The following is a 26,335-nucleotide window of genomic DNA, read 5'->3' as shown; positions in this document are numbered from 1 at the left end:
CTCGGCCTTAGATGGCCGAGCTGTGGCCCGCTTTGGACAGATCGTATGCGTCGAAATGGCGGGCAACCATCCGTGTCAGCGGACGGGCCTTTTCGGGGATCTTCAAACCCCAGTCGTCCACGACAAATAGCCCATCGAATTCATCATTTGCCCGGCGCAACATTGCAGCGACCTGATCTTTGGGCAGGTCAAAGCCGTTGCTGATTTCATCCGCCGACACGGCGAAATCACACATCAACGCCTCAATCACGCGGGCGCGCATCTTGTCTTCGGCGGTGAATTTATGCCCGCGCGACACCGAGAATTGCCCGTCGCGCACCGCGCCCACATGGGCCGAGGTGCTGGGCGCATTCTGGGTGTAGCCCTGCGGGAAGCGCGAAATCGACGAGGCCCCGATGCCAAGCAACACTTCAGACGTGTCGTCGGTATAGCCTTGGAAATTCCGGCGCAGGTTGCCGGTGCGCTGCGCGATTTCCAGCCCGTCGCCCTTGGCGGCAAAGTGGTCAATCCCGATCTCGGCGTAGTCGTCCCAAACGAACAGACGGCGCGCCGTTTCGAACAGGTCCAGCCGTTCAGTCGGGGTTGGCAGCGCATCGGACGGGATCATCTGCTGACGCTTGGCCATCCATGGCACATGCGCATAACCATATAGCGCCACGCGGTCCGGGGCGAAGGACAACAGCTTTTGCACCGTTTCGGTGATCCGCGCCTTGGACTGATGCGGCAGGCCGAACAGGATATCGGCGTTCAAGCTGTGCACCCCGCGTTCGCGAATCATATCGACGGCGCGGCGGGTCACTTCGAATCCCTGCGCCCGGCCAATGGTCTGCTGGATTTCGGGATCGAAGTCCTGAACACCGATGGACGCGCGGTTCATCCCGGCTTTTGCCAGCACGTCCAACCGTTCCTCATCGATCTCATTCGGGTCGATTTCCACCGAGAATTCGGCATTCGGCGCAAAAGGCGCCAGATCGCCCAAGGCATCAGACAGTCGGCGCATCAAATCCGGGGTCAACAAGGTGGGCGTACCGCCCCCCCAATGCAGCCGCGATAGCGTCACGCCACGCGGCAATTGCGCTTTCACAAGGGCAATTTCCTGAAGCAAACTATCCACATAGGCCGCAACCGGCGATGCCGTGGCGGTGCCTTGCGTGCGGCAGGCACAGAACCAGCAAAGGCGGCGGCAAAACGGCACATGCACATAAAGCGATATGGCCGAATCTTCGGGGATTTGCTGTATCCAAGATGAATATTCACCGGGCCCCACTTCCTTTGAGAAGTGAGGGGCCGTCGGGTAGCTGGTGTATCTTGGCACTTTCGCGTCAAAGAGACCTAGCTTGGAAAGTTGTGTTCGCGTCACCATGCGCATACACTTAAAAAGGTAATCGCGCGTAAACTTTGACGCAGATCAAGAATGTGGTCCCAATGCTGAACGAAAGAAGCCTATCGGTAACTCAAGATTGCGGGGACTGCCCGATCCGCCACCGTGCTGTTTGCGCCCGGTGCGAATCGGATGAGCTCGATCGTTTGGAAGAGATTAAGTATTACCGAAAGTTCGAAGCTGGTCAGACCGTCATCTGGTCTGGCGATAAGATGGATTTCGTCGGCTCGGTCGTGTCTGGCATCGCCACGCTGACCCAGACCATGGAAGATGGCCGCACGCAGATGGTTGGCTTGCTGCTGCCGTCCGATTTCGTTGGCCGTCCGGGCCGTTCAACGGCGGCCTATGACGTTGTGGCCACCACGGATCTGGTGATGTGTTGTTTCCGCAAATCCCCGTTCGAAGAGCTGATGGGCCGGACCCCGCATATTGCCCAGCGTTTGCTGGAAATGACGCTGGATGAATTGGACGCCGCGCGGGAATGGATGCTGGTTCTGGGGCGCAAAACCGCCCGCGAAAAGATCGCGTCACTGCTGTCGATCATTGCCCGCCGGGATGCAACGCTGCACCTGAAATCCGGTGGCGGCGGTCCGTTGACCTTTGATCTGCCGCTGACGCGTGAAGCGATGGCCGATTATCTTGGTCTGACGCTGGAAACGGTCAGCCGCCAAATCTCGGCGCTGAAGAAGGATGGGGTGATCACGCTTGAGGGCAAGCGTCATGTCACCGTCCCGGATATGGAGCGTCTGCTGGAAGAAGCGGGCGACGATGCGGACGGGGGCATGTTCGCCTAAATTCGCACCCTCCAGCAGAGCAATGCCCGGCCGATCACTCGACCGGGCTTTTCTTTAGGCGCGCAGGGCCTCGGCGATTTGCACCGCGTTTTGCGCCGCGCCTTTCAGCAACTGATCGCCTGCGATGAACAGCGCAAGGCTACGGCCCGACGGATCACCCAGATCGCGGCGGATACGGCCAACGTGGACATCTTCACCGCCCGACACTTCGCAAGGCATGGGGAAATGGTTCGCGGCGCGGTCATCGACCAGACGCAGACCGGCGCCTTCGGCCAGCAATGCACGGGCTTCGGCTTCGTCCACCGGCTCTTCAAACTCAACAGTCACGGCCATGGCATGGGCGCGCAGGATCGGCACGCGGATGCAGGTGATGCCAACCGGCAGATCGGGGCGGGCCAGAATACGGCGGGTTTCGGCGATGACTTTCAGCTCTTCGCCGTTGTAGCCGGTCTCCGGGTCCACATCGGCGTTGTGGCTGAAGATGTTGAAGGCGTAGGGATGGGGCAGAACCTCGGGGGTGAAATCACGGCCTTCGATTGCGGCAAGCGTGCCCTGACGCAGTTCTTCCATTGCGGCGGCACCGGCGCCCGAAGCGGCCTGATAGGTGGCAATGTTCAGACGGCGGATGGTGTGCTTGCGGTGCAGCGGAGCAAGCGCAACGGTCAGGATCGCGGCCACACAGTTGGGGTTGGCGATAATGCCCGACTGATTGCCAATGGTATCGCCGTTCACTTCAGGCACCACCAACGGCACGTCGTCATTCATGCGGAAGGCCGAAGAGTTGTCGATCACCTGCGCACCAGCGGCCACGGCAATCGGGCCAAACTTGCGCGAAATGGTCGCGCCTGCCGAAAACAGCGCGATATCGACACCGGCAAAGCTGTCTTCGGTCAGCTCTTCGACTGGCACCTGAGCGCCGCGGAAGTCCATCGTGCGCCCGGCCGAGCGGGCCGAGGCCAGAAGGCGCAGGCTGGACAATGGAAAATTGCGCATCTCTAGGCTGCGGATCAGCTCAACGCCAACAGCGCCGGTGGCACCGACAATGGCGACAACGGGGGCGTTTGCGGCGTCTGCGGCTTGGATGGGGGAATGTTGGGTCATGGTCTCTCTCCGGGTGGTGGCGGAGGGCGGGACCGTTTGACTGCTTGGCCCCGTCCATCTCCGGCGGGGCTTTTTGGTCAGGTCAGTCTGTTCAGACCGCGCGCACCAGAAGCACCCCCGCCGGAGCGGTGGTTTTCTTGGTGGTCTTGGTTTTGAACATCGTAAACATGGCAGGGCGATTAGCTGGACATTTCCCGAAGGTCAACCGGTCGTGTCTGGCAAACGATGGCCATTGCCCCAACCTGTCGCAAGAATGCACCAAAGGAGGCAAGGCCACCGCCCTGCCCCCCTTTGGGTATCGCGCCAATTAATGCGCCATGAACACCGGCACAGTGGCCTGTTCCAGCATATTGCGGGTGGCCCCGCCAAGGATCGCTTCGCGGAACCGCGAATGGCCGTAAGCCCCCATAACGATCATGTCGGCATCAACATCCTGCACGTGGCGCAGCAGGATATCCGAGACGCGCGGCATGGTCTTCGACAGGACGTCGATTTCAGGCTTCACGCCGTGGCGCGCCAGATATTGCGACAACAGCCCGCCGGGGTCCGACCGGTTCGGCCCATGCTGCGGCGGGTCGATGACCACGATATGCACGACATCCGCCGTTGTCAGGATCGGCAGCGCGGCCTTGATGGTGCGCAGCGCCTCATCGCCTTCGTTCCAGCCAATCACCACACGTTTCGGCGTGGTCGTCGGGCTGACATCGTCCGGCACCACCAGCACCGGCGCTTTGCCTTCAAACATTGCGCCTTCAATCACCGGCTCGAGCTCGACCCCGTGATCCTTGCCATAAGGTTTGGGCAGAACGACCAGATCGCTGAAACGGGCGCGTGACGCGACATGTCTGCCGATATCCGCAAGCTGCGTAACCCCATGTTCAGCCGACCACCGCACCTGAGAGCCGGCCAGTTTGGCCCGTGCCTGTGTCTCTAGGGCCTTTGCATCTACGGTCGCCCGTTCCAGCGTCTCTTGCAGGACAACCGCATTGGCCCCTGCATAGTAATATCCGGTCTGGGTCCGGTCGACGCCAAGGCACAGAACATCCAGATGGGCATCTGTGGCGGCGGCAACGGTTTCAGCGTGATCAATCAGCGACCCGGCCAGCGATGAATCGGTGGCCACGGTCAAAACAGTTTTGAAAGCCATGGCTTTCTCCTCTCCATGTTTGTGAAACCAGCCTAACAGCACGCTATCCCTGCGCTCTTTGACGCGGGTCAAAAGACAAGCGTGAAACTCTTGATGCAGATCAAGGATAAGGTGACAAAAAACACAGCATTAACGCCTCAGTCTAAAACCGCCCGCGCGGGCACGAATCGTGTGGGTCAGACGAAGGGACGTAAAATGATGAATTATATCAAGCTGATCGTGCTTGGCCTCATCACGCTTTTGGCGATGATCGCGGCCAACTATGCACGTGATTTGGCTTACCTGGTCAACGCTTTGACCGTGATGCTGGTCGCTGGCGGACTGTTTTTGTGGACACTTCGCCGTACCGATGAAAAAGTTCCGGCCGCTGAATTGGCGACCTCCTACAATGATGGCGTGGTACGCGCCGGCGTAATCGCAACCGCGCTTTGGGGCGTTGTCGGCTTTCTGGCCGGGACGTTCATTGCATTTCAGTTGGCCTTTCCGGTGCTGAACTTTGAGTGGGCGGATGGCTTTGCCAACTTTGGCCGCCTGCGCCCGCTGCACACTTCGGCGGTTATTTTTGCATTTGGCGGCAACGCGCTGCTGGCCACCTCGTTCTACGTGGTGCAGCGCACGACCGCATCGCGCCTTTGGGGCGGCAATCTGGCATGGTTCGTTTTCTGGGGATACCAGTTGGTGATCGTGCTGGCTGCTACCGGCTATCTGCTGGGGGCAACCCAATCCAAAGAATATGCCGAACCCGAATGGTATGTTGACCTGTGGTTGACCGTTGTTTGGCTTGCCTATCTGGCCGTTTTCGTCGGCACGATCGTCAAGCGCAAAGAGCCGCATATCTACGTGGCCAACTGGTTCTACCTGTCCTTCATCATCACCGTAGCCATGCTGCACGTGTTCAATAACCTGAGCATCCCTGTCAGCGTCTTCGGTTCCAAGTCTGTTCAGGTCTTCGCGGGCGTACAGGACGCCATGACCCAGTGGTGGTATGGCCACAACGCTGTGGGCTTCTTCCTGACTGCGGGCTTCCTTGGCATGATGTACTACTTCATCCCGAAGCAGGCCGAACGTCCGGTTTTCTCGTACAAGCTGTCGATCATCCACTTCTGGGCGCTGATCTTCATCTACATCTGGGCCGGTCCGCACCACCTGCACTACACCGCGCTGCCTGACTGGGCCTCGACCCTTGGCATGGTGTTCTCGGTTGTGCTGTGGATGCCGTCTTGGGGTGGTATGATCAACGGCCTGATGACCCTGTCGGGTGCTTGGGACAAGCTGCGCACCGACCCGGTGATCCGCATGATGGTGATTTCTGTGGGCTTCTACGGCATGTCGACCTTCGAAGGTCCGATGATGTCGATCCGCGCTGTGAACTCGCTGTCGCACTACACCGACTGGACCATTGGTCACGTACACTCTGGCGCACTTGGCTGGAACGGCATGATCACCTTTGGCGCGCTGTACTATCTGGTGCCGAAGCTGTGGAACCGTGAACGTCTGTACAGCCTGAGCCTGGTGTCCTGGCACTTCTGGTTGGCCACCATCGGTATCGTGCTCTACGCCGCGTCGATGTGGGTAACCGGCATCATGGAAGGCCTGATGTGGCGCGAAGTCGATGCCAACGGTTTCCTCGTGAACTCGTTCGCTGACACCGTTGCTGCGAAACTCCCGATGTATGTGGTCCGCGGACTTGGTGGTGTGATGTTCCTGACGGGCGCGATCATCATGGTCTACAACCTCTACATGACCGCGACGCGTTCGCCGGCAGTTGATGCCGACTCCGCCGCGGCACATGCCACCCCGGCCGAATAAGGAGGTCTGAGATAATGGCAATTCTCGACAAACACGCGATCCTCGAAAAGAACGTCACGCTGTTGGCTATCTTCGCCTTCCTCGTGGTGACGATCGGGGGTCTGGTTCAGATCGTACCGCTGTTTTACCTCGACAGCACCATCGAAGAAGTAGAGGGCATGCGCCCCTATACGCCGCTCGAACTTGCGGGTCGTGACGTTTATCTGCGCGAAGGCTGCTATGTCTGCCACAGCCAGATGATCCGCCCGATGCGCGACGAAGTCGAACGCTATGGCCACTACAGCCTGGCAGCGGAATCGATGTACGATCACCCGTTCCAGTGGGGCTCCAAGCGGACCGGCCCGGATCTGGCCCGCGTTGGCGGCCGTTATTCGGACGAATGGCACGTAGACCACCTGCGCAGCCCACAGTCGGTTGTGCCTGAATCGGTCATGCCCAAGTACGGCTTCCTCGAAGAGAAGATGATCGATGGCAAATACATCGAAGATCTTCTGGGGACCCATAAGCTGATTGGCGTGCCCTACACGCAGGAAATGGTCGAAAACGGTCAGGAAGACTTTGCCGCGCAGGCAGATCCCGACAGCGACTATGACGGCCTGCTGGAACGCTATGGCGACAACGTGAATGTCCGCAACTTCGACGGTCAGCCCGGAATTTCCGAAGCCGATGCTCTGGTTGCGTACCTTCAGATGCTGGGCACGTTGGTTGATTTCTCGACCTTCACGCCTGACGCAAGCCGCTAAGGAGGCCGGGAATGGAAACCTATTCTCTACTCCGCCAATTCGCCGACAGCTGGATGCTTCTGGCCCTGTTTGCCTTCTTCGTGGGCATGATCGTCTGGGTCATGCGCCCCGGCAGCAGCAAAGTCTATGAAGACGTCTCGAACATCCCGTTCCGGCACGACGACAAACCCGCCGCAACCAAGGAGGCGAGGACATGAGCGATAAAAAGCACGACGATCTCGATTATGAGACGACCGGCCATGAATGGGACGGGATCAAGGAATACAACAAACCGCTTCCGAAGTGGTGGCTGTGGACCTTCTACATCTGCATCGTCTGGGGCATCGGTTACTCGATCGCTTATCCGGCATGGCCGGGCCTGACAGGCGCAACGCCGGGTGTTCTTGGCTTCTCGACCCGCGGCCAGGTCGCCGAGGACATCGCGAAGTTCGAAGAGGCAAACAGTGCGATCAACGAAAAGCTGGCCGCGGCCGAGCTGACCGAGATCGCGGGTGACCCTGAACTGAACGGTTACGCCCTGAACGCCGGTGGCGCTGTATTCCGCACCTGGTGTGCGCAGTGTCACGGGTCCGGTGCGGCTGGTGCTGTTGGCTACCCCAACCTGCTGGACGATGACTGGCTCTGGGGCGGCACGATCGAGGACATTCACACCACGATCAGCCACGGTATCCGCAACGAAACGGACGCAGACGCCCGTTATTCGGAAATGCCCGCCTTTGGCCGCGATGAGCTGCTTGAGGAAGGCGATGTCGACGCAGTGGTCAACTACGTGATGTCCCTGTCTGGGGCTCCGAAGGATGCATCGGTTGTTGAAACCGGCGCTGTGGTCTTCGAAGAAAACTGTGCAGCCTGCCACGCCGAGGACGGCAGCGGCGACATCTTCCAAGGTGCGCCGAACCTGACCGACGCGATCTGGCTCTATGGCGGCGATTACGACGCGGTTCGTGAAACGGTCTGGAATGCACGCTATGGCGTTATGCCGAACTGGACGGGCCGCCTGTCTGAAGCCGAAATCCGCGCCGTGGCAACCTATGTCCACGGTCTGGGCGGCGGCGAATAATCACTGCGCCCTTTGAACAGCAAACGCCGCCCTTCGGGGCGGCGTTTTTCGTTGGCCAAACGTTAGATTTCCTGCGGACTTGACACATATCAAAGCTGGCAGGCGACAGGCGGCCTAAACTTTGTGCATGTCGTGTTTAAGCCAACACGGCGTGCGTTTCTCTTTTCCAGTTGATCAATCGGCTGGATCAACGCCGGTGACCCGTCCTGTTCGCGCGTTTCCAGGGTCACCGGCGCCTTTTTTGGTCAGCTCCGACACTTCGAAGCCAGCGGGTCGACCATTGACGGCCCGGCCGAAACCGGCCCGTCACAAGCCTGCAACCAGTACAGACCTACCGCATCAGCGTCGCATCCCCATGAGACAATCTGATATAATAGTTTGTCTAAATGGCACTTATTTGCGGCGCAATAACCAGAATCGGTCGGTTTTACCCCGATTTGTGTCAGTTTCGGCGAGCCGCCGAACCGATCATCGCGTCTAGGTCGCAAGTTTCAACTTTGGTCTGAAACCGCTGCGATTTGCGATACTTCCGCGCGGGTTTCCGCTGCGACTCAGTCGGGCCAAAATCGGCCGAATGATGACGATCCGCCTGATGCGTGGCGATCATGAAGCTGCGTGACAGAATTCCCAACATATCGATAATTCCTTTTTGAAGGGTGATGTTCAAGATATGCTTGAAAATAGGCCAATCCCTTAATCAGAATGGCTGCAAACATGTAAGCAGGACTTTCAGATGAACTGGTCACATATGCCGCCCCTGTCGACCCTGCGGGCGTTTGAGGCTTTTGCCACCTATGGATCACTGACCGAGGCCGGGGCGCGGCTGAATGTCAGCCATGCAGCAGTCAGTCAGCACCTCAAAAACCTAGAGACGCACATGGGCGTCACCTTGCTGGACCGATCAGGCCGCACGATGATTTTGACGCCTGAAGGGCAGCGCCTTGCCGCCGCTTTACACGATGGGTTCGGGCGGATTTGGCGCTGCGTCGAAGACCTGACCGAAGCCGACGCCGCCCGCCCGCTGAACATCGACACCACGCCGTCTTTTGCCTCGAACTGGTTGATGCCGCGCATCGCCGGATTCCGCGCCGAACATCCCGGCATTGAGATCATGATCAGCGTGGATGCCAATCTGAACGACCCAACGCCCGGCGCAGTGGATGTGGCCATCCGATATGGCGCAGGCGGCTGGCCGGATCTGGACTCGGAAATGCTGGTGCCGACCTCGATCGCCGCCGTGGTCGCGCCGGATGTGGTCAAGGGCCGCGATGTGTCATCGCCACATGATCTGCTGGATTTTCCCTGGCTACAGGAACTGGGCACCTCGGAGGCCAGCAAATGGCTGGCGCTGCAAGGCGTGACCAATGCGCGGGTTGCGTCCTTGCTGCATGTGCCCGGCAACCTGATGTTGGACGGGGCCCGCAGCGGCCAAGGGATCGCCGTAACTGCACGCCTGTGGGTCGAAGAAGACCTGCGATCAGGGCGACTGCTGTGCTTGTTCGAGAACTCAGAAACCCAAGGCTACCACCTTGTCACCGCGCCGGGGGTGCAGCGTGCCTCGGTTAAGGCATTTCTGAAATGGGTGCGGCGCGAAGCCCGAAATAGATAGATCAAAGATTCAGTATTTGATGCAGGTCAAAGAGGCAGAAGAGCCAGCCTGAAAGAACGGCAACAACGCCAATTAGCGAAGCGGAGCGATTCTGCCGTGTCTTCATCTGACAACAGCCAACCGCCATCCCTGTACGCCGGACGCGAACCGATCTTTCCGCGCCGCGTATCGGGTAATTTCCGAAACCTGAAGTGGATCATCATGATCGTCACGCTGGGCATTTACTACCTTGCCCCGTGGATCCGCTGGGACCGTGGCCCCGCCCTGCCCGATCAGGCCATTCTGGTCGATCTGGCGAACCGCCGGTTCTTTTTCTTCTGGATCGAAATCTGGCCGCATGAATTCTATTTCGTCGCGGGCCTGCTGATTATGGCCGGGCTTGGCCTGTTCCTGTTCACCTCGGCGCTTGGCCGCGTGTGGTGCGGCTATGCCTGCCCCCAGACTGTCTGGACCGATCTTTATATCCTTGTCGAACGCTGGATCGAGGGCGACCGCAACGCGCGTCTGCGCCTGCACCGCCAGAAAAAGTGGGATCTGCGTAAGGTCCGCCTGCGGGCCACCAAGTTTTTCGTCTGGTTCCTGATTGGTCTGGCAACCGGCGGCGCTTGGGTCTTTTACTTTACCGACGCGCCGACTCTTCTGGTGGATCTGGTCACAGGTCAGGCCCATCCCGTGGCCTACACGACCATGTTGATCCTGACCGCGACGACCTTCTTCTTTGGCGGCTTCGCCCGCGAACAGATCTGTATATATGCCTGCCCGTGGCCGCGCATTCAGGCCGCCATGATGGACGAAGACACGCTGACCGTGGGTTACCGCGAATGGCGTGGCGAGCCGCGCGGCAAAGGCAAAGACCGCGAAGGTATGGGCGATTGCATCGACTGCATGGCCTGCGTCAACGTCTGCCCCGTGGGGATCGACATTCGCGACGGTCAGCAGCTGGAATGCATCACCTGTGCGTTGTGCATCGACGCCTGCGACGACATGATGGCGAAGGTCGGTAAGCCGCGTGGCTTGATCGACTATCTGGCCTTCTCGGATGAGCCGCGCGAACGCGAAGGCCATCCGCCACGCCCGGTTTGGCAGCACATTTTCCGCGCCCGGACCATTATGTACACCTCGCTCTGGAGCCTTGTGGGCATTGGTCTGGTCTTTGCGCTGTTCATTCGCCCCGAGATCGAAATGACTGTGGCCCCGGTGCGCAACCCGACCTTTGTAACCCTGTCTGACGGGTCGATCCGCAACACCTATGACGTGCGCCTGCTGAACAAGCACGGCGAAGACCGTCCGTTCCGTATCACCCTGACCGGCAACCCCTATCTGCGGGTCCAGCTTGAGGCGACGCCCTACGACTCGGTCAATGTGACGGCCAATGAAATGTACCTGCAAAAGGTCTATGTCATCGCTCCTCCGGGCTCTGATCCGGCCGAGGCCGAGCGCAGCGATTTCCGTTTCTGGGTCGAAGACCTGACGAACGGTGACCGCGCCTACAAAGACACAATCTTCAACGGAAAGGCCAACTGATGGAAAAGCGCGAATTCCGACTGACCGGCTGGCATGCACTGGCGATCTTTGGCGGGGCTTTCGCCGTCATCATCGGGGTGAACATTGCCCTAGCCTATTCGGCGGTCAAAACCTTCCCCGGCCTTGAGGTCAAAAACTCTTACGTCGCATCGCAAAGCTTCAACGACCGTCTGGAAGAACAGCAATCGCTGGGCTGGACCGTGCGGGCCGATGCCAAGGGCGGGCTGGTGATCCTGTCGATCACCGATGCCGATGGCAAACCCGTGCAGGCAGGCCGGCTAGAGGCCACCCTGGGCCGCGCCACGCATGTCAAAGATGACCGTACGCCGAATTTCACCTTCGACGGTCATTCCTACGTGGCCCGCGAAACGCTGGCGCCGGGCAACTGGAACATCCGTATGTCGGCCAACGCACTTGACGGCACACTATTCGAGCAACGTGTCATTCTGCACATCGAGGACTGATCATGACGGCAGCCATGCGCCCCCAAATCAGCGCTTGCCCGGCCTGTTCGGCGGCCCCGGCTGCCGAAGCCATGGCCGAATTACCCGATCAGGACACCAATATCGTGCTGTCCTTGCCGACCATCCACTGCGCGGCCTGCATCGCGACGGTGGAACGGGCCTTGGCCAAGACACCGGGCGTGCACTCCGCCCGTGTGAACCTGACCCTGAAGCGCGTTCAGATCGAAGCCGCGCCTGACACAGCGGCCTCGGACCTGATCCCTGTTCTGACCGCTGCGGGCTATGAGGCGCATGAGCTGGACGCAACCGCGCTATCGGCCACGCAGACCGACAAGGCGGGTCGTGATCTGCTGATGCGGCTGGCGGTGGCTGGCTTTGCCTCGATGAACGTAATGCTACTGAGCATTGCCGTTTGGTCGGGCGCCGAGGGCGCAACGCGCGACATGTTCCATTGGATTTCCGCGCTGATCGCCCTGCCGGTGATCGGCTTTTCCGCCCAGCCCTTCTATCGCAACGCCTGGGCTGCGCTGAAGCACGGCAAATTGAATATGGATGTGCCGATTACCTTGGCGATCCTTCTGGCGGTTGGCACGTCGCTTTGGGAAACCTCGCTGTCGGGGGAACACGCCTATTTCGACGCCGCCATTGCCCTGACCTTTTTCCTGCTGGCTGGCCGCTATCTGGATCACCGCACCCGTGCCGTGGCCCGATCTGCCGCCGAGGAACTGGCCGCGCTTGAAGTGCCCCGCGCGTGGCGTGTGACGCCCGAAGGCGAAGAACGAGTTGCCGTGGCCGACCTGCGCGTCGGCGATCTGATCCGCATCCGCCCCGGTGCACGCATGCCCGTGGACGGCACGATCACCGAAGGCCTATCTGAACTGGATCGGTCGCTATTGACCGGGGAAACCTTGCCTGTGTTTGCCGAACCCGGCATCGCGGTCAGCGCGGGCGAAGTGAACCTGACCGGTCCGCTGACCATCCGCGCCACCGCCGTTGGGCGCGACACCTCGCTTCATCGGATGGCCGATCTGGTGGCTATCGCGGAATCGGGGCGGTCGCGCTATACCTCGCTGGCGGACAAAGCAGCCAAGCTTTATGCCCCCGGCGTGCACATCCTGTCGGCCCTGTCCTTCCTTGGGTGGTATATTTGGTCGGGCGATCTGCGGACCGCGCTGAACATTGCCGCCGCTGTTCTGATTATCACCTGCCCCTGCGCCTTGGGTCTGGCCGTGCCTGCGGTGACGACCGCCGCGTCGGGCCGCTTGTTCCGCAAGGGTCTGCTGATCAAACACGCCACCGCGCTGGAACGTCTGGCCGAAGTGGACACAGTGGTTTTCGATAAGACCGGCACCCTAACCGCTGGTGCGCCAGAGCCGACCAACCTGAACCAACTGTCGCCCGAAACCCTGCGTGTGGCGATGGCGTTGGCCATGGGATCATCGCACCCTTTGTCCGAGGCGCTGACACGTGCCGCGCAGGCCATTGGCACCAAGCCTGAGACCGTGTCGGACATCTCTGAACGCCCCGGATACGGCACCGAAGGGCGCTGGAACGGTCAGATCGTGCGCCTTGGACGCGCGGCGTGGGTCGGCGGCGGCCAGACCGATCAAACCGCTGCCTGGATTCGCATCGGGGGCGCCCCGGCGCAGCCCATATTGTTCACTGACCGCCTGCGCGTCGGCGCAGAGCAGCTGGTCCAAGAACTTCAGGCCGACGGCAAGACCGTCATTCTGATGTCGGGCGATACGACCCCGGCGGTCGAACGGCTGGCCAACCGGCTGGGCATCGCACAATGGGTGGCCGAGGCGCTGCCGCAAGATAAGGCCGCGCGGGTGTTAGATCTGGCCGATCAAGGGCGCAAAGTCCTGATGGTGGGCGACGGGCTGAACGACACTGCCGCACTGGTCGGTGCGCATGTCTCGATCTCGCCCGCTTCGGCGCTAGATGCCGCGCGGGTCGCGTCAGACATTGTCTTGCTGGGCAGCACGCTTGTTCCAATTGCCGACGCCCTACGGACCGGGCGCAAAGCGACCAAGCGCATTCGCGAAAACTTCCGCATTGCGACATGGTACAACCTGATTGCCGTGCCTTTGGCCGTGGCCGGGCTATGTTCGCCCCTGATCGCCGCCTTGGCGATGTCGGCCTCGTCGATTACGGTGTCCCTGAATGCGCTGCGCGTAAGGTAAACAGATGAACGTTATTGCCTACCTGATCCCGATTTCCCTGTTGCTGGGCGGCATTGGCCTTGCGGCCTTTGTCTTTACGGTCAAATCGCGCCAGTACGAAGACCCCGAAGGCGATGCGCAGCGCATCCTTAGCGGCGAATACGACGACGCGCCAAAGGCCTGAATGAAAAAGGCCGGGTGCCCCCACCCGGCCTTTCAAGGCACCATCTGTAGCTGCATTACTAACTGCTGGGCCCAATCATGAAGCAGGCCATCTGCCGCGCTTGCAGGCGGCGGCAGGCCAGGTCAGCGGAATCCCGCGTCAGCCCCATGAAATTCGCGTCATATCCGTTTGGGCGGTCCACGATCTTGCGCAGCGACCCTTCAAGCGAAGCCATCTCGGTCAGGGCGGTCTTCAGGATCGCCTTTTGCGCGTGGAATTTGGTCGGGAAGCGGCCAATATTGATACCCCAATGCCGCCCGCCCGAGGTTGAGACACGCTCCACCACTTCCAGCTCTTCGGGTTCGGCAACCGCGGGTTCAACCTCTGCAATTTCAGCAACCTCTCGGGCTGCCTGAGAAATATGTTCGGGCCGCATGGCGGGCTTGGTCGAAGGCACTTCGGCGGATGCAAGAACGGCATCTTTCGGCAAGGCTGTGTCTTGGGCCTCACGCAGCAGCTCTTGCAGGCTGTCCTGATCCACTTCGGCCAACAGCAGCGGCTGGGCCGGGGTCGATCCGCTGCCCGGACGGGCCACAGGGCGCAAGGACCGGGTCACAGCAGCCGAGGCCACGCGGATGGATTTCGCCCGCGTTCCGGCGCGCGGATCGGCGGTTTCGATCTTGGCGGCGACATTGCCCGAATACGCAGGCTTGCCCGGTGCCTGAACCGATACGCTGGATGGTGCCCGCTTAAAGCCCATATCCAGCAGCTCTTTGACGCGGGCATCGCGGCTGGCGGTGGATCGGCCACCAAACACTGTCGCAATAATACGTTCATTGCCGCGCTCGGCCGAGGCGACTAGGTTAAAGCCCGCAGCACGGGTGTATCCGGTCTTGATCCCGTCCGCGCCGGGGTAGCTATCAAGCAGGCGGCGGTTGGTATGCGACACGGTCCGCACGCCGGCATCCGCCGTGCGGCGCTGGAACAGGTTATAATACTGCGGATAATCATAGATCAGGTGCCGCCCAAGGATCGACATATCACGCGCTGTGGACAGGTGGCCCGATTCCGTCAGGCCATTGGCGTTCTTGAAGGTTGTGCGGGTCATGCCCATGGCTTTGGCCGTGCGGTTCATCCGGCGTGCGAACGCCGCCTCCGACCCCGAGATCGCCTCACCAATCGCGGTAGCGGCGTCGTTGGCCGACTTCACCGCAGCGGCACGCACCAGATAGCGCAGCTTGATCCGCTGACCGGCCTTCAGGCCAAGGCGCGACGGTTCTTCATTGGCGGCCATGCGCGACACCCGCACCATCGTATCCATGGAAATTTCGCCATTCTGCACCGCCTCAAAAGCGACATAGAGCGTCATCATTTTGGTCAGAGATGCCGGATGCAACCGAGCGTCGGCGTTGCTGGCATGAAGAACTTCACCGGTTCGGGCATCCATAACGAATGCGGCGTATGTTGCGGCTGCCACGCTAAGCGGCAACACAATCAACATCCACACAAAGGTGAACACGTATAGGCCCTTTCGGCCCGGCCATTTACGCCGTCCCGTCACGATATCTGCCTTCTCTGCCTCACCCCCGGTTTTCCGGTGGGATTTGTTCTTTTGGTCAGGATATCACAACAATGCCAACTTATAAAGCATTACTTTTGAACAGTTTTTTGTATCGAACGAGTCGCAATACAACTAGATATAGGCGCACTACCCCTGGGGAAACGCAAGACCGGCGATGGATCGCTATTCGGTGGATTGTTCTCTGATCCGGGACACAAGGCCGGGCAATTCGCCCAAATGGGCAATTTCGCGGTAGCGCCCGTGGGTGTCAGGGGGCGTTGCATGTTCCAAATCCCACGCCAGATCATGCGGCACCCAAACGCCCCATGCGCCCGCCTCAATCGCGGGCAGAACATCGGATTTCACCGAATTCCCGACCATCAGCGCCGCCCGCGCCTGCCCCGGCGTGCCGGAAAAGATCCGCGAATAGGTCGCCGCGTTCTTGTCCGAGACGATCTCGACCGCGTCGAACATCTCGCCCAGACCGGACTGCGCCAGTTTGCGTTCCTGGTCCAGCAAGTCGCCCTTGGTAATCAAAACGATATGATGATCGCTGGCCAAGGCATCCAACGTGTCCGCCGCATGCGGCAGCAGGTCAATCGGATGCTGCAACATCTCTTGGCCCGCCAGGATCAACTCAGATATCACCGAGGCTGGCACCCGTTCCTGCGTCACCTCAATTGCCGTTTCGATCATCGACAGGACAAAGCCTTTGATGCCGAAACCGTAGTGCCCAATATTGCGCCGCTCGGCTGCCAATAGCCGCGCATCCAAGTCCCTGGGGTCGGCATAATCGGCCAGAAGTTCGGCGAATCGCTGTTGTGTGAGTTTGAAAAACCGCTCGTTATGCCAGAGCGTGTCGTCCGCATCGAAGGCAATTGTTAACAGATTCCGGCCCATTCTTGAAATCGCCCCCTGCCTGCCTCTTTTCTCGCTGGCCTTACAGGTTATATACACGGGCTACTGCAGAACAAGCGATCCATGATTGGACTCACATGACTGACCGACTGCCCAGACCAAACCGCGTGGTGACATGCGGGCCGGACGCACCGTTTGACGGCGGCAATCAATCCGATGTCGTGGTTGAGACGAAGCCGAAAACAAAACGCCCGCCGCTTTATAAGGTGATGCTGCTGAACGATGACTACACGCCGATGGAATTCGTCGTGCATGTCCTTGAACGGTTCTTTGGCATGACCCATGCGCAGGCCTTTGAAATCATGCTGACCGTACACAAGAAAGGCGTCGCCGTGGTCGGCGTCTTTAGTCATGAAATCGCCGAAACCAAAGTTGGTCAGGTGATGGATTTTGCCCGCCGCCACCAGCATCCGCTGCAATGCACGATGGAACGGGAATAACCCGCGCGTCGCGCTGGCCCTGAGTGATATGACCTTCGACAGAATAAACCATTGCCTGCGCCATGGCGCAGTGCCCCTTCCCGAAAGCGGCACAATCGCTGTCTTCGGGGGTGTCCCCGATGGCAGCCTACCCGCGATTGCGGCGGACCGTCTGCAAATCATCTCTCCGAATTGGATGGTTCATCGCGCCCTTGGCCGCAGCCACGCTGCGACGAAAACCGCGCCTGACGGCGATATCGCCGCCTGCATCGTTCAGATCCCGCGCGCCCGTGCGCTGGCCCATGCCTTGATCCATCAAGCTGCGGCGCTGGCGCCTGACGGCTGGATCATCGTGGACGGTGCAAAAACCGACGGCGTGGATTCGATCCTAAAGGCCGTCAAATCCCGCATCGAAATTGACGGCACCCAGTCCAAGGCCCATGGCAAGGTCTTCTGGTTCCGCGCCGCGCCCGTTTTTGACGATTGGGCCAGCCCCGGACCGACGGCCAACCGCGACGGCTATATGACCATCGAAGGCGTGTTTTCCGCCGACGGCATTGACCCGGCTTCTGCCGCGCTGGTCGCGGCACTTCCAAGCAAACTTGGCCCGCATGTGACCGATCTAGGCGGCGGCTGGGGGTATCTGACCGCCGAAGTGCTGAAACGTGACGGTGTCACCTCGGTCGATCTGGTTGAGGTGGATCACAATGCGCTGGCCTGCGCCCGGCTGAATGTCGCGGATGACCGCGTCCGCTTTCACTGGGATGATGCCACCACATGGCAGGCCCGCCAATTGGCCGACACCATCGTCATGAACCCACCCTTCCACGTGGGCCGCAGCGGGGATCCCGGCCTAGGCCAAGCCTTCATCACCCATGCCGCAACTTGCCTAAAACCGACCGGGCAACTGTGGATGGTGGCCAACCGCCACTTGCCCTATGAGGCAACGCTTGAAACGCTGTTCGGAGTGGTTGAGGATCTGGGCGGCGGATCGAAGTTCAAAATCCTACGGGCCAGCAAACCCAAACGCACCCGGCGATAAGCCGTAAGGAGCCAAGCATGTCCTTTTCCATCGAAGGCAAAACGGCAATTGTCACAGGTGCCGCAAATGGCGTCGGTCTGGCCATTGCCCGTCATTTCACCGACCACGGCGCGAATGTCATGTTTGCCGATATGGACGAAAGCCGCCTACAGGCCGAAATCGGCGATGCCCCGGAAGACGGGCATATCCGCTATTTCGCCGGTGATCTGCGGGAACGGCTGACCATCGCCAACCTTCTGTCGGCCACGCTGGATGCCTTCGACCGCGTCGATATTCTGGTCAATGGCAGTCGTCAGATTCTGCCAAGCGATCCGCTGGATCTGGACGACAACTCGGTTGAGGCGCTGCTTCAGCAAAACATGCTGACCTCACTGCGCCTGTCGCAGATGGTGGCCAAACGGATGATCAAACAGGCCGAAGGCCAGACCGAAGGTCAAATCGGCTCGATCATCAACCTGTCCTCCATCGCCTCGCGCCGATCGCACCCAGATTTGCTGGGCTACTCCATCTCGACCGCCGCGCTCGATCAGATGACCCGCTCGCTTGCGGTGGCCTACGCGCCGCACCGTATTCGCGTGAACGCCGTGGCCTTCGGATCGGTGATGTCCGCCAGCCTGAAGGGCATCCTCAAGGAAAAGCCGGACTTCCGAAACGATATCCTCAGCCGCACGCCGATGGGCCGCATCGCAGGCCCGCAGGAACTGGCCGAAGCCGTGCAATACCTCGCCTCGGAAAGCGCGGGCTTTGTCACCGGCCAGATCCTGACGGTCGATGGCGGGCGCACGCTGGTTGATCCGGTCTCGGCCCCCGCGCACTAGCGCCGCATTGCGCCCCCACCCGATCAGCCGCTACCAAGCTCCAAACCACCGGAGATCCGACATGACCCAAGAGCTTCTGACCGAACGCGACCGCGCCAGCGCATGGTTCCGCGACCTGCGCGACCAGATCGTTGCCGCCTTCGAAGCGCTAGAAGACAGCCATAGCATTGGCCCCTTCGCGGACATGGCGGCAGGCCGGTTCGAGGTTACCGACACCAAACGCCAAAGCGACGACGGATCCGACGCGGGCGGCGGCTTGATGAGCGTGATGCGCGGCGGCCGCGTGTTCGAAAAGGTCGGCGTCAATGTCTCGACCGTCTACGGCACCTTGGGCGAACGGGCGCAAATGGCCATGGCCGCGCGCAAAGGCATCCCCGGCATGAAGGACGACCCACGCTTCTGGGCCTCAGGCATCAGTCTGGTTGCCCATATGCGCAACCCCAAATGCCCGGCGGTTCATATGAACACCCGCATGTTCTGGACCCCGCACGCATGGTGGTTCGGCGGTGGGTCAGACCTGAACCCCTGCTTGGAATTTGCCGAAGACACCGCGCATTTCCACGCCACCCAAAAGGCGCATCTCGACCCGCATGGGCCTGATGAATATCCGCGCCTCAAGGAATGGGCCGATGAATATTTCTACATCCCGCACCGCAACCGGGCACGGGGCGTCGGCGGCATCTTTATGGACGATCAGAATTCAGGCGATTGGGAACGCGACTTTGCCCTGACCCAAGACATCGGCCGCGCCTTCCTACCGGCCTTCCTGCCGTTGATTGAAAAGCGCCGGGTTGAGGATTTCACCGAAGCCGACAAAGACGCGCAGTTGATCCACCGCGGGCTCTATGCCGAATACAATCTGGTCTACGACCGCGGCACCAAATTCGGGCTGGAAACCGGCCATGACGCCAATGCCGTATTGATGAGCCTGCCGCCCTTGGCCAAATGGGTCTGACCGCCTCTTCTTCTCTTTGGTAAATACCGCCAGGGGGGGCTTCCGCAGGAAGCCGGGGGCAGCGCCCCCACCCGCTTGGCCGAATGGCCAAGCACCCCATGCGCGCCGCGTTAGCGGCGCACCGCTGGATTACGATTTCACCGGCGGCGCGGGCGATAAAAGTCCGACAGCGGCGCCTCGCGCACTTCACCCAGACGCATCCCCCGCAAATCCCACGCCCCCACAGACCAACGCACCAGTCGCAGACAGGGCAGCCCCACATGGGCGCACATCCGCCGCACTTGCCGGTTGCGCCCTTCGGTGATGGTAATCTTCAGCCACCCATCCGGCACCGTCTTGCGAAACCGCACCGGCGGGTCACGCTCCCACAACTCGGGCGGGTCAATCGCCTCGACCTGTGCGGGCCGGGTCGGGCCGTCTTTCAGTGTCACGCCTTTGCGGAGCTGGTCCAGTTGCGCCTCATCCCGCGTGCCTTCGACCTGCACCAGATAGGTCTTGGGCTGTTTGAATTTCGGGCTGGATATCCGCGCCTGCAACTTGCCGTCATCAGTCAGCACCAACAGACCTTCACTATCCCGGTCCAGACGCCCCGCAGGATAAATATCTGGAATATTGATATAATTCGACAGCGTCTCGCGCTCTGCGCCTTCGTGTCCTTTGTCGGTGAACTGGGTCAACACGCCAAATGGCTTGTTGAACAGGTAAATCTTGCTCATTGGCGCTTCTCCGCGAAAAACCGGCGCAACATCTCTTCGGATGGGCGGGCATTGATGCCTTCATAGACTTCGGGCGCATGGTGGCACTGTGGATGGCTGAACACCCGCGCCCCCTGTTCGACACCGCCCGTTTTCGGATCTGATGCCCCATAGTACAGCCGCCGAATTCGCGCGTTGGAAATGGCGGCGGCACACATCGGGCAGGGTTCCAGCGTGACATAGAGGTCATAGCCCGTCAGCCGTTCCTGCCCCAATGCGGCGCAGGCGGCGCGAATGGCCAGAACCTCGGCATGGGCGGTTGGATCATTGAGTTCCCGCGTTCGGTTGCCAGCGGCGGCCACAATTGCACCAGCGGCATCGACGATCACTGCGCCCACCGGAACTTCGCCACGGTCGGCGGCGGCCTGCGCCTCGGTCAAGGCGTGATCCATGAAGCTGGTAAATGTCATTTGCCTCTCGCGCCTCTCGAACGCCCGATTGCCCAGACCCGCGCCATACAGTATGGCCAGTGTATGAGCAACGAAACCCCTCCGGGCGATCGCATCGCCAAAGTCCTGTCCCGCGCTGGCGTCGCAAGCCGCCGCGATGCGGAACGCATGATCGAAGCAGGCCGCGTGTCGGTCAATGGCGCGATCATCAATTCACCGGCCCTGAACGTCACCGACGCCGATAAGATCGCCGTCGACGGCCAGCCCATCGCCGAGCCTGAGCGCGCGCGCCTTTGGCTGTACCACAAGCCCGTGGGCCTTGTGACCACCGACCGCGATGAAAAGGGCCGCGAGACGATCTTTGACAAATTGCCCGAAGATATGCCGCGCGTCCTCAGCGTTGGGCGTCTTGACCTGAATTCAGAAGGGCTGTTGCTGCTGACCAATGACGGCGCGATCAAGCGCAAGTTGGAACTGCCCAGCACCGGCTGGCTGCGCCGCTACCGCGTGCGCGTCAATGGCCGCCCTTCCGACGAAACGCTGGAACCCTTGCGCAAGGGAATCGTCGTGGATGGTCAGACCTTTCAGCCGATGATCGTCACGCTAGACCGCCAACAGGGGGCCAACGCTTGGCTGACGGTTGGTCTGCGCGAAGGGAAAAACCGCGAAATTCGCCGCGCCATGACCGATATCGGCCTGACGGTGAACCGCCTGATCCGCGTGTCCTATGGCCCGTTCCAATTGGGCCAGCTAAAGACCGGCGAGGTCGAAGAGGTGCGCTCCAAGATCATGCGGGACCAGTTGGGCCTTGAGGGCGCAAAGTCCGATAAACCAACCCCGACGCGCCGCCGTCCGGGCGGACCGGCCGCCAAAGGCGCCGACGATCCCGGCCAGTCGCTGCGCGGCACCCGCAAACCCGGCGCGGCAAAGCCGAACTTTGGCAAACCGGGCGCAGGTCGACCGGGCACAGGCAAACCCGGTGCTGGCAAGCCCGGCGCGGCAAAGCCAAGCTTTGGCAAACCGGGCGCGGGCCGCCCAACCGGCGGCAAACCCGGCCAAGGCCCCAAGGGTCCGGGGCGTGGCCCCAAGCCCACCGGCCCCGGCCCCAAAACAACCCGCACGTGGACCAAAAAGACCTGATCGCGCAACACGCTAGCAGATTTACGGCCATTTGCGCCCGTGTCAGCACAATACCCGCAAAGCGCCACGTTTCCGCCCGTTTTGGACGTCAGTTTCGGGATCATGATGATCTCGGTTCTGGCACTTTTGATTCTTCTTGCGTCTTATTGGCTGATCTTCAGCAATTTGCGCGCTGTCCTGCGGGACACCTACGACGTCGCCGTCACGGCCGCCGTCAAATTCGCCTCGCCTGACCGAGCTTTGTCGAACCTGGCGCTGTCGGCGCTGTGGTGCCTGATCTTTTGGCTGACCTTCATGTGAGCGGACCAATGGCGATGCATGGCAAAATCGGTCGTATCGGTGCAAACCGTACCCCTGAAAACGTCAACCTGCTAAAGCTGGCGGCGCTGCCGCTGTTGATCTGGTTTGTCAGCGGCGACGCGGGCCGCATGGTGGCCGGGGCGTTGATCTTTGCGGTGATTTGGGTGGCTGGCCATTTCCTGATCCAAGGCATCCGCGCCCAAAATGGCGAGTCGCTGGACGATGTGGCCAACTGGCCGCGCAAGATGATCGGATCGGGCCTTATGGCGGTTGCCCTGCTGATGCTGGGCCTGATGAAATTCGATTCGGCCCTGATGGCCGTCGCGATTGGCTTTGTCGGTTTCGGGCTGTGCCTGCTGGCTTTTGGTTTGGACGAATATTCGCCCAATGCCCGCCCCCGCGCCCGCACCCTGTCTGCCGGGGAAGAGGCCAAGTTCATTGAAACCGCCGACCGCGTTCTCAATGCCATCGTTCGCCGCATCGAAACGCTGGACGAAGACGACCTGACCACCCATGCCGTCGCCTTCCGCGAAGTGTTCATGGACACCGTCGAGAACAACCCGGCCGTCCAAGAAGAGTTGTTGGAAGATATCCGCAACACGATCACGCAGGCGGCCATGGCCACCGACACCTTCTATATCGACTATCAGGAAAATCCCGACCCGGATTTCAAGCGCCGCTATATCCGCGCGCTTGGCGATCTGGCCGAAGAAATGGTTGCCACCTTCCGCGAAGCAACAGCCCGCGACGAAGGCGACGACAGCCGAAATGACAAGCTGTTCGATCAGATGACGCGCAGATCGGTCGCCTGAGACGAAAACCAAACGGTTCCCCCTAGCAGCATTGCGCCGCATCACCTAGATTTACCTCAGATTTGAGGGTTTTGGGTGGAGCTTAATGTCGGGAACCGGCCTACAGAAAATAGCCTATGTTCTATTGCTGATCATGTTGTTTGGCGCCTCTAGCGGTTGGCTTGGGGGGCTTTGAGCATGGCACAACGATTCGGCGGTAAGTTTAGTCCGGGCGGCGAAACCTCCAAACCGGGCCAGCAATCTACATTCCGTGGCGCCAAGGTTGACCCCGCAGGCGCACGGTCGAACGTGTTGTTCGTCCCGCCGGTGATCCTGGCCTTCACATCGATCAGTGATGGCGCGATCGGGCTGGCAACGGGCTTGGTTGGCGCAGGGCTGTTGGTTTTGGGCGCGTGGCTGCTGCGCGAAGGATTGCGGGCTGAGGCCGCGTTCAACGAACGCCGTGTGGCGCGTCGCCCGGCCATGCCGCGCAAGATTGCCGCCTCGGTCCTGACGGGGCTGGGCGTTGCGGTAGCCGCTTGGAAAAACGATCCGGGCCTGATTGCGCCGGTGATCTTTGGCGCGGCGGCAACGGGCCTGCAACTGGCGGCTTTTGGCCTTGATCCGATGAAAGACAAAGGGATGGAAGGCGTTGACACCTTCCAGCAAGACCGCGTTGCCAAAGTCGTGGATGAGGCCGAGCGTTACCTGACCGAAATGGCCGACGCCATCCGCCGCGCTGGCGACCGTCAGGTCGAAGCACGGGTCGAACGGTTTCAGGTCAAAGTACGCGAAATGATCCGCACTGTCGAAGAAGACCCGCGCGATCTGACGGCGGCCAAGAAATACCTAGGGGTTTATTTGATGGGCGCGCGTGATGCGTCCGCCAAATTCGCCGATATCTTTAGCCGGTCCCAAGATCTGACTGCCCGTAGCAACTACATGATGCTGCTGACGGATCTGGAGGAAAGCTTCGGTCAGAAAACTGAAAAGCTTTTGTTGGACAACAACGCCGATCTAACGGTCGAAATTGACGTGCTGCGCGAAAGATTGCAGCGCGAAGGAGTCCGCCTCGATTGAGGCGGTAAAACTGGGAAAGGGGACTCCTGATGTCAGAGAATGTACGCGCCAAAGCCGAACAGGCACTGGCCCTTGTGGACGAAGTGAACGCCGTGGTTCTGCCCGAACCCAAAGAGGCCACTGCTGTCGTAACGCTGGAACAGGCAGATCCGGCCACCAGCGAAGAAATCCGGTCGCGCATGGCCGAAATCGACATGGGCGACACCAACTCGATCGTTGCATTCGGATCCGCTGCGCAGGCCGAATTGCAGGAAATCAGCCAAGCGATGCTGCAAGACGTCCGCAACAAAGACGTCGGCCCGGCGGGCGACAGCCTGCGCGGCATTGTCACCACCATCCGCGGGTTTTCGATCTCGGAATTGGATGTGCGCCGCGAACGGTCTTTCTGGGAAAAGCTGCTGGGCAAGGCCGCGCCCTTCGCCAAGTTCACCGCCCGTTTCGAAGAGGTGCAGGGCCAGATCGACAAGATCACCGATGACCTGCTGAAGCACGAACATACGCTGCTCAAGGACATCAAGTCTTTGGATCTGCTGTATGAAAAAACGCTGAACTTCTACGACGAACTGGCCCTCTATATCGCGGCAGGCGAACAGAAGCTGAAAGATCTGGACGAAAACGACATCCCGGCCAAAGAAGCCGAAGTTCAGGCCGCTGCCGAAGGCGATCAGGTGATGAAAGCGCAGGAATTGCGTGATCTTCGCGCCGCCCGCGACGATCTGGAACGCCGCGTTCACGATCTGAAGCTGACGCGTCAGGTGACGATGCAGTCGCTGCCCTCGATCCGTCTGGTGCAGGAAAACGACAAGTCGCTGGTGACCAAGATCAACTCCACCCTGGTCAACACCGTGCCGCTTTGGGAAACCCAGCTGGCACAGGCCGTCACCATCCAGCGCAGCGCCGAAGCCGCCGCTGCTGTGCGCGATGCCAATGATCTGACCAATGAACTGCTGACCGCGAATGCCAAGAACCTGCGCGACAGCAACGCCATGATCCGTCAGGAAATGGAGCGCGGTGTGTTTGATATCGAAGCTGTCAAACAGGCCAATGCCGATCTGATCGGCACCATCGAAGACAGCCTGCGCATCGCCGACGAAGGCAAGGCCCGCCGCGCTGCCGCCGAGACCGAGCTGAAGAAGATGGAAAGCGATCTGCGCGATACGCTGGCATCGGCCAAGGCCCGCAAAACCGGCACCGGCGACAATGCCGGCACCGCAGTGCCGGGCTGATTTACATGGCCGGTGGCTGGCCCATTCGTGGCGTAGGCTTTGCGGCCCTGCTTTGGCTGGCCGCGTGCGTTCCGGGCCCTCAGGGTCCGGTGACGCATGGCGTGAAACCACAGGCACGCCCGGACAATCTGCAAACCACCGGCGCACCCACCCCGCAGCGATCCGGCGAAAGCCGGGCGCTTGCCCAGTACTATGCCCGTGTTGAGCAAGACTTGCTCGATCAGGGACTTTTGCGCACGGATGCAGGAAACGGGCCCGATACCCCGTTCGACGCCGCCACCTTGGCCCGCAACTTCGAATACATCGCGCTACAAGACGAATACGTGCGGGGCCGCGGGCTGGAACGCAGCGGCGGCACGCTTGGGCCGGTCAAGAAATGGCAACGGCCGATCCGCGTTGCCGCCGAATTTGGCGCGACCGTCCCCGCCAGCCAGCGCGAAAAAGACCGCACCAGCCTTGCCCGCTATGTTCAGCGCCTGTCGGCTTTGACCGGGCACAGCATGTCGATGGTGGATAGCGACCCGAATTTCGTGGTGATGTTCGTGGGCGAAGATGACAAAGCGATCATCAAGCCGCGCATCCTGTCGCTGGTGCCAAACCTGAACACTGCATCCTTGCGCATCTTCGACACGCTGCCGCGTTCGATCCATTGCCTTGTGGTCGCCTTTTCCAGCCAGCCGGGCGGGTATTCCTATGGGCAGGCGGTGGCTGTGATCCGCGCCGAACACCCCGATCTGATGCGCCTGTCCTGCATCCACGAAGAGGTGGCGCAGGGCCTTGGCCTTGGAAATGACAGCCCGCGCGCGCGTCCGTCGATCTTTAACGATGACGATGAATTCGCGCTGCTGACGGGGCATGACGAACTTTTACTGAAAATCCTGTACAATTCACGCCTAACACCGGGCATGAGCGCCGAAACCGCGCGCCCCATCGTGCGTGAGATTGCCGCCTCGCTGATGGGCGGACCAAGCTAAGAAGGAG

Annotated in this window: 27 protein-coding genes; 20 read left to right on the top strand and 7 right to left on the bottom strand. The window is 60.5% G+C overall.

Annotation, left to right across the window (positions count from 1 at the left end; all coding sequences use genetic code 11):
- Positions 1 to 7: 7 nt before the first annotated feature.
- Entirely contained in the window at positions 8 to 1,363 is a 1,356-nt protein-coding gene (gene hemN, locus PRI8871_RS08650; RefSeq protein WP_108885915.1) for an oxygen-independent coproporphyrinogen III oxidase, read from the bottom strand.
- Between the two features lie 62 nt (positions 1,364 to 1,425).
- Between hemN and fnrL the strand changes: the two genes are divergently transcribed.
- Complete coding sequence (fnrL, locus tag PRI8871_RS08645; RefSeq protein WP_108885773.1) at positions 1,426 to 2,175, top strand: transcriptional regulator FnrL; 750 nt, start codon at positions 1,426 to 1,428, stop codon at positions 2,173 to 2,175.
- Between the two features lie 54 nt (positions 2,176 to 2,229).
- Here the strand turns inward: fnrL and PRI8871_RS08640 are convergent, their stop codons facing one another.
- Together PRI8871_RS08640 and PRI8871_RS08630 are read right to left on the bottom strand one after the other, a co-directional pair.
- Complete coding sequence (locus tag PRI8871_RS08640) at positions 2,230 to 3,276, bottom strand: aspartate-semialdehyde dehydrogenase (protein ID WP_108885772.1); 1,047 nt, start codon at positions 3,274 to 3,276, stop codon at positions 2,230 to 2,232.
- Positions 3,277 to 3,583: 307 nt separating this feature from the next.
- Complete coding sequence (locus PRI8871_RS08630; protein WP_108885770.1) at positions 3,584 to 4,423, bottom strand: universal stress protein; 840 nt, start codon at positions 4,421 to 4,423, stop codon at positions 3,584 to 3,586.
- Between the two features lie 195 nt (positions 4,424 to 4,618).
- Here PRI8871_RS08630 and ccoN point away from each other — a divergent pair, with 195 nt between their 5' ends.
- From ccoN to ccoS, 9 genes are all read left to right on the top strand, one after another.
- Entirely contained in the window at positions 4,619 to 6,232 is a 1,614-nt protein-coding gene (ccoN, locus tag PRI8871_RS08625; RefSeq protein WP_108885769.1) for a cytochrome-c oxidase, cbb3-type subunit I, read from the top strand.
- A gap of 14 nt (positions 6,233 to 6,246) precedes the next feature.
- On the top strand, positions 6,247 to 6,975 hold the full coding sequence (ccoO, locus tag PRI8871_RS08620) for a cytochrome-c oxidase, cbb3-type subunit II (RefSeq protein ID WP_108885768.1): 729 nt from the start codon (positions 6,247 to 6,249) through the stop codon (positions 6,973 to 6,975).
- Between the two features lie 11 nt (positions 6,976 to 6,986).
- Positions 6,987 to 7,172 (top strand): cbb3-type cytochrome c oxidase subunit 3, encoded by a 186-nt coding sequence (locus tag PRI8871_RS08615; protein WP_108885767.1) that lies wholly within the window; start codon positions 6,987 to 6,989, stop codon positions 7,170 to 7,172.
- Positions 7,169 to 8,035, top strand: a complete 867-nt coding sequence (ccoP, locus tag PRI8871_RS08610; protein WP_108885766.1) for a cytochrome-c oxidase, cbb3-type subunit III — start codon at positions 7,169 to 7,171, stop codon at positions 8,033 to 8,035. Before PRI8871_RS08615 ends, ccoP begins: the two co-directional genes overlap by 4 nt.
- A 733-nt stretch (positions 8,036 to 8,768) precedes the next feature.
- Positions 8,769 to 9,644, top strand: coding sequence for a LysR family transcriptional regulator (locus PRI8871_RS08600; RefSeq protein ID WP_108885764.1), 876 nt, complete (start codon positions 8,769 to 8,771; stop codon positions 9,642 to 9,644).
- Positions 9,645 to 9,740: 96 nt separating this feature from the next.
- A complete protein-coding gene (ccoG, locus tag PRI8871_RS08595) occupies positions 9,741 to 11,168 on the top strand; it encodes a cytochrome c oxidase accessory protein CcoG (protein WP_108885763.1) in 1,428 nt (475 codons plus the stop codon).
- Positions 11,168 to 11,632, top strand: coding sequence for a FixH family protein (locus PRI8871_RS08590; protein ID WP_181389411.1), 465 nt, complete (start codon positions 11,168 to 11,170; stop codon positions 11,630 to 11,632). Before ccoG ends, PRI8871_RS08590 begins: the two co-directional genes overlap by 1 nt.
- Positions 11,633 to 11,634: 2 nt before the next feature.
- Positions 11,635 to 13,818, top strand: coding sequence for a heavy metal translocating P-type ATPase (locus tag PRI8871_RS08585; protein ID WP_108885761.1), 2,184 nt, complete (start codon positions 11,635 to 11,637; stop codon positions 13,816 to 13,818).
- 4 nt (positions 13,819 to 13,822) lie between these two features.
- Positions 13,823 to 13,981 carry a cbb3-type cytochrome oxidase assembly protein CcoS gene (ccoS, locus tag PRI8871_RS08580; RefSeq protein WP_108885760.1) on the top strand — a complete coding sequence of 53 codons (159 nt, stop codon included), beginning with the start codon at positions 13,823 to 13,825 and terminating at the stop codon, positions 13,979 to 13,981.
- Between the two features lie 58 nt (positions 13,982 to 14,039).
- On the opposite strand, the gene PRI8871_RS08575 is transcribed toward ccoS, so the two are convergent.
- Complete coding sequence (locus PRI8871_RS08575) at positions 14,040 to 15,461, bottom strand: serine hydrolase (protein WP_108885914.1); 1,422 nt, start codon at positions 15,459 to 15,461, stop codon at positions 14,040 to 14,042.
- Between the two features lie 243 nt (positions 15,462 to 15,704).
- Positions 15,705 to 16,421: an HAD family hydrolase gene (locus PRI8871_RS08570; protein ID WP_108885759.1), complete on the bottom strand. Its 717-nt coding sequence runs from the start codon at positions 16,419 to 16,421 to the stop codon at positions 15,705 to 15,707.
- A gap of 95 nt (positions 16,422 to 16,516) precedes the next feature.
- Between PRI8871_RS08570 and clpS the strand changes: the two genes are divergently transcribed.
- The 4 genes from clpS (at position 16,517) to hemF (ending at position 19,673) form a co-directional block, all read left to right on the top strand.
- Positions 16,517 to 16,879, top strand: a complete 363-nt coding sequence (gene clpS / locus PRI8871_RS08565) for an ATP-dependent Clp protease adapter ClpS (RefSeq protein WP_245897806.1) — start codon at positions 16,517 to 16,519, stop codon at positions 16,877 to 16,879.
- 70 nt (positions 16,880 to 16,949) lie between these two features.
- A complete protein-coding gene (locus PRI8871_RS08560) occupies positions 16,950 to 17,900 on the top strand; it encodes a class I SAM-dependent methyltransferase (RefSeq protein WP_245897805.1) in 951 nt (316 codons plus the stop codon).
- A 17-nt stretch (positions 17,901 to 17,917) separates the two neighbouring features.
- Positions 17,918 to 18,718 carry an SDR family NAD(P)-dependent oxidoreductase gene (locus PRI8871_RS08555; protein ID WP_108885756.1) on the top strand — a complete coding sequence of 267 codons (801 nt, stop codon included), beginning with the start codon at positions 17,918 to 17,920 and terminating at the stop codon, positions 18,716 to 18,718.
- A 61-nt stretch (positions 18,719 to 18,779) separates the two neighbouring features.
- On the top strand, positions 18,780 to 19,673 hold the full coding sequence (gene hemF, locus PRI8871_RS08550; protein WP_108885755.1) for an oxygen-dependent coproporphyrinogen oxidase: 894 nt from the start codon (positions 18,780 to 18,782) through the stop codon (positions 19,671 to 19,673).
- Positions 19,674 to 19,810: 137 nt separating this feature from the next.
- Here hemF and PRI8871_RS08545 read toward each other — a convergent pair whose 3' ends face one another.
- Together PRI8871_RS08545 and PRI8871_RS08540 are read right to left on the bottom strand one after the other, a co-directional pair.
- Positions 19,811 to 20,389 carry a pseudouridine synthase gene (locus PRI8871_RS08545; RefSeq protein WP_108885754.1) on the bottom strand — a complete coding sequence of 193 codons (579 nt, stop codon included), beginning with the start codon at positions 20,387 to 20,389 and terminating at the stop codon, positions 19,811 to 19,813.
- Complete coding sequence (locus PRI8871_RS08540) at positions 20,386 to 20,838, bottom strand: nucleoside deaminase (RefSeq protein WP_108885753.1); 453 nt, start codon at positions 20,836 to 20,838, stop codon at positions 20,386 to 20,388. Before PRI8871_RS08540 ends, PRI8871_RS08545 begins: the two co-directional genes overlap by 4 nt.
- A 63-nt stretch (positions 20,839 to 20,901) precedes the next feature.
- On the opposite strand from PRI8871_RS08540, the gene PRI8871_RS08535 reads away from it, so the two are divergent.
- The 6 genes from PRI8871_RS08535 to PRI8871_RS08510 all read left to right on the top strand — a co-directional run bounded on the left by PRI8871_RS08535 (position 20,902) and on the right by PRI8871_RS08510 (position 26,328).
- A complete protein-coding gene (locus PRI8871_RS08535) occupies positions 20,902 to 21,957 on the top strand; it encodes a pseudouridine synthase (protein WP_108885752.1) in 1,056 nt (351 codons plus the stop codon).
- A gap of 39 nt (positions 21,958 to 21,996) precedes the next feature.
- Positions 21,997 to 22,257 (top strand): hypothetical protein, encoded by a 261-nt coding sequence (locus tag PRI8871_RS08530; RefSeq protein ID WP_146188665.1) that lies wholly within the window; start codon positions 21,997 to 21,999, stop codon positions 22,255 to 22,257.
- A gap of 14 nt (positions 22,258 to 22,271) precedes the next feature.
- Positions 22,272 to 23,069: a hypothetical protein gene (locus PRI8871_RS08525; protein ID WP_146188664.1), complete on the top strand. Its 798-nt coding sequence runs from the start codon at positions 22,272 to 22,274 to the stop codon at positions 23,067 to 23,069.
- Positions 23,070 to 23,246: 177 nt separating this feature from the next.
- Positions 23,247 to 24,128: a 5-bromo-4-chloroindolyl phosphate hydrolysis family protein gene (locus PRI8871_RS08520; RefSeq protein ID WP_108885749.1), complete on the top strand. Its 882-nt coding sequence runs from the start codon at positions 23,247 to 23,249 to the stop codon at positions 24,126 to 24,128.
- A gap of 29 nt (positions 24,129 to 24,157) precedes the next feature.
- Positions 24,158 to 25,354, top strand: coding sequence for a toxic anion resistance protein (locus tag PRI8871_RS08515; protein ID WP_108885748.1), 1,197 nt, complete (start codon positions 24,158 to 24,160; stop codon positions 25,352 to 25,354).
- 5 nt (positions 25,355 to 25,359) lie between these two features.
- Positions 25,360 to 26,328, top strand: a complete 969-nt coding sequence (locus PRI8871_RS08510) for a DUF2927 domain-containing protein (protein ID WP_108885747.1) — start codon at positions 25,360 to 25,362, stop codon at positions 26,326 to 26,328.
- Positions 26,329 to 26,335 lie beyond the last annotated feature (7 nt).

Origin of the sequence: Pseudoprimorskyibacter insulae, from assembly GCF_900302505.1 — a bacterium.
Lineage (GTDB): Bacteria > Pseudomonadota > Alphaproteobacteria > Rhodobacterales > Rhodobacteraceae > Pseudoprimorskyibacter > Pseudoprimorskyibacter insulae.
Note: the sequence above shows the minus strand (reverse complement) of the source record. Positions and strands in the feature narration are given on the sequence as shown.

What these genes read in the sequence shown, in the direction of transcription:
- PRI8871_RS08545 (WP_108885754.1), bottom strand. Translation starts at nt 20,389, where the DNA reads ATGAGCAAGATTTACCTGTTCAACAAGCCATTTGGCGTGTTGACCCAG.
- PRI8871_RS08525 (WP_146188664.1), top strand. Translation starts at nt 22,272, where the DNA reads ATGCATGGCAAAATCGGTCGTATCGGTGCAAACCGTACCCCTGAAAAC.
- PRI8871_RS08630 (WP_108885770.1), bottom strand. Translation starts at nt 4,423, where the DNA reads ATGGCTTTCAAAACTGTTTTGACCGTGGCCACCGATTCATCGCTGGCC.
- PRI8871_RS08640 (WP_108885772.1), bottom strand. Translation starts at nt 3,276, where the DNA reads ATGACCCAACATTCCCCCATCCAAGCCGCAGACGCCGCAAACGCCCCC.
- PRI8871_RS08585 (WP_108885761.1), top strand. Translation starts at nt 11,635, where the DNA reads ATGACGGCAGCCATGCGCCCCCAAATCAGCGCTTGCCCGGCCTGTTCG.
- ccoO (WP_108885768.1), top strand. Translation starts at nt 6,247, where the DNA reads ATGGCAATTCTCGACAAACACGCGATCCTCGAAAAGAACGTCACGCTG.
- hemF (WP_108885755.1), top strand. Translation starts at nt 18,780, where the DNA reads ATGACCCAAGAGCTTCTGACCGAACGCGACCGCGCCAGCGCATGGTTC.
- PRI8871_RS08575 (WP_108885914.1), bottom strand. Translation starts at nt 15,461, where the DNA reads ATGTTGATTGTGTTGCCGCTTAGCGTGGCAGCCGCAACATACGCCGCA.
- PRI8871_RS08520 (WP_108885749.1), top strand. Translation starts at nt 23,247, where the DNA reads ATGGCACAACGATTCGGCGGTAAGTTTAGTCCGGGCGGCGAAACCTCC.
- PRI8871_RS08540 (WP_108885753.1), bottom strand. Translation starts at nt 20,838, where the DNA reads ATGACATTTACCAGCTTCATGGATCACGCCTTGACCGAGGCGCAGGCC.
- fnrL (WP_108885773.1), top strand. Translation starts at nt 1,426, where the DNA reads ATGCTGAACGAAAGAAGCCTATCGGTAACTCAAGATTGCGGGGACTGC.
- PRI8871_RS08535 (WP_108885752.1), top strand. Translation starts at nt 20,902, where the DNA reads ATGAGCAACGAAACCCCTCCGGGCGATCGCATCGCCAAAGTCCTGTCC.
- PRI8871_RS08515 (WP_108885748.1), top strand. Translation starts at nt 24,158, where the DNA reads ATGTCAGAGAATGTACGCGCCAAAGCCGAACAGGCACTGGCCCTTGTG.
- PRI8871_RS08510 (WP_108885747.1), top strand. Translation starts at nt 25,360, where the DNA reads ATGGCCGGTGGCTGGCCCATTCGTGGCGTAGGCTTTGCGGCCCTGCTT.
- PRI8871_RS08600 (WP_108885764.1), top strand. Translation starts at nt 8,769, where the DNA reads ATGAACTGGTCACATATGCCGCCCCTGTCGACCCTGCGGGCGTTTGAG.
- PRI8871_RS08555 (WP_108885756.1), top strand. Translation starts at nt 17,918, where the DNA reads ATGTCCTTTTCCATCGAAGGCAAAACGGCAATTGTCACAGGTGCCGCA.
- PRI8871_RS08570 (WP_108885759.1), bottom strand. Translation starts at nt 16,421, where the DNA reads ATGGGCCGGAATCTGTTAACAATTGCCTTCGATGCGGACGACACGCTC.
- ccoS (WP_108885760.1), top strand. Translation starts at nt 13,823, where the DNA reads ATGAACGTTATTGCCTACCTGATCCCGATTTCCCTGTTGCTGGGCGGC.
- PRI8871_RS08590 (WP_181389411.1), top strand. Translation starts at nt 11,168, where the DNA reads ATGGAAAAGCGCGAATTCCGACTGACCGGCTGGCATGCACTGGCGATC.
- clpS (WP_245897806.1), top strand. Translation starts at nt 16,517, where the DNA reads ATGACTGACCGACTGCCCAGACCAAACCGCGTGGTGACATGCGGGCCG.
- PRI8871_RS08615 (WP_108885767.1), top strand. Translation starts at nt 6,987, where the DNA reads ATGGAAACCTATTCTCTACTCCGCCAATTCGCCGACAGCTGGATGCTT.
- ccoP (WP_108885766.1), top strand. Translation starts at nt 7,169, where the DNA reads ATGAGCGATAAAAAGCACGACGATCTCGATTATGAGACGACCGGCCAT.
- ccoN (WP_108885769.1), top strand. Translation starts at nt 4,619, where the DNA reads ATGATGAATTATATCAAGCTGATCGTGCTTGGCCTCATCACGCTTTTG.
- hemN (WP_108885915.1), bottom strand. Translation starts at nt 1,363, where the DNA reads ATGGTGACGCGAACACAACTTTCCAAGCTAGGTCTCTTTGACGCGAAA.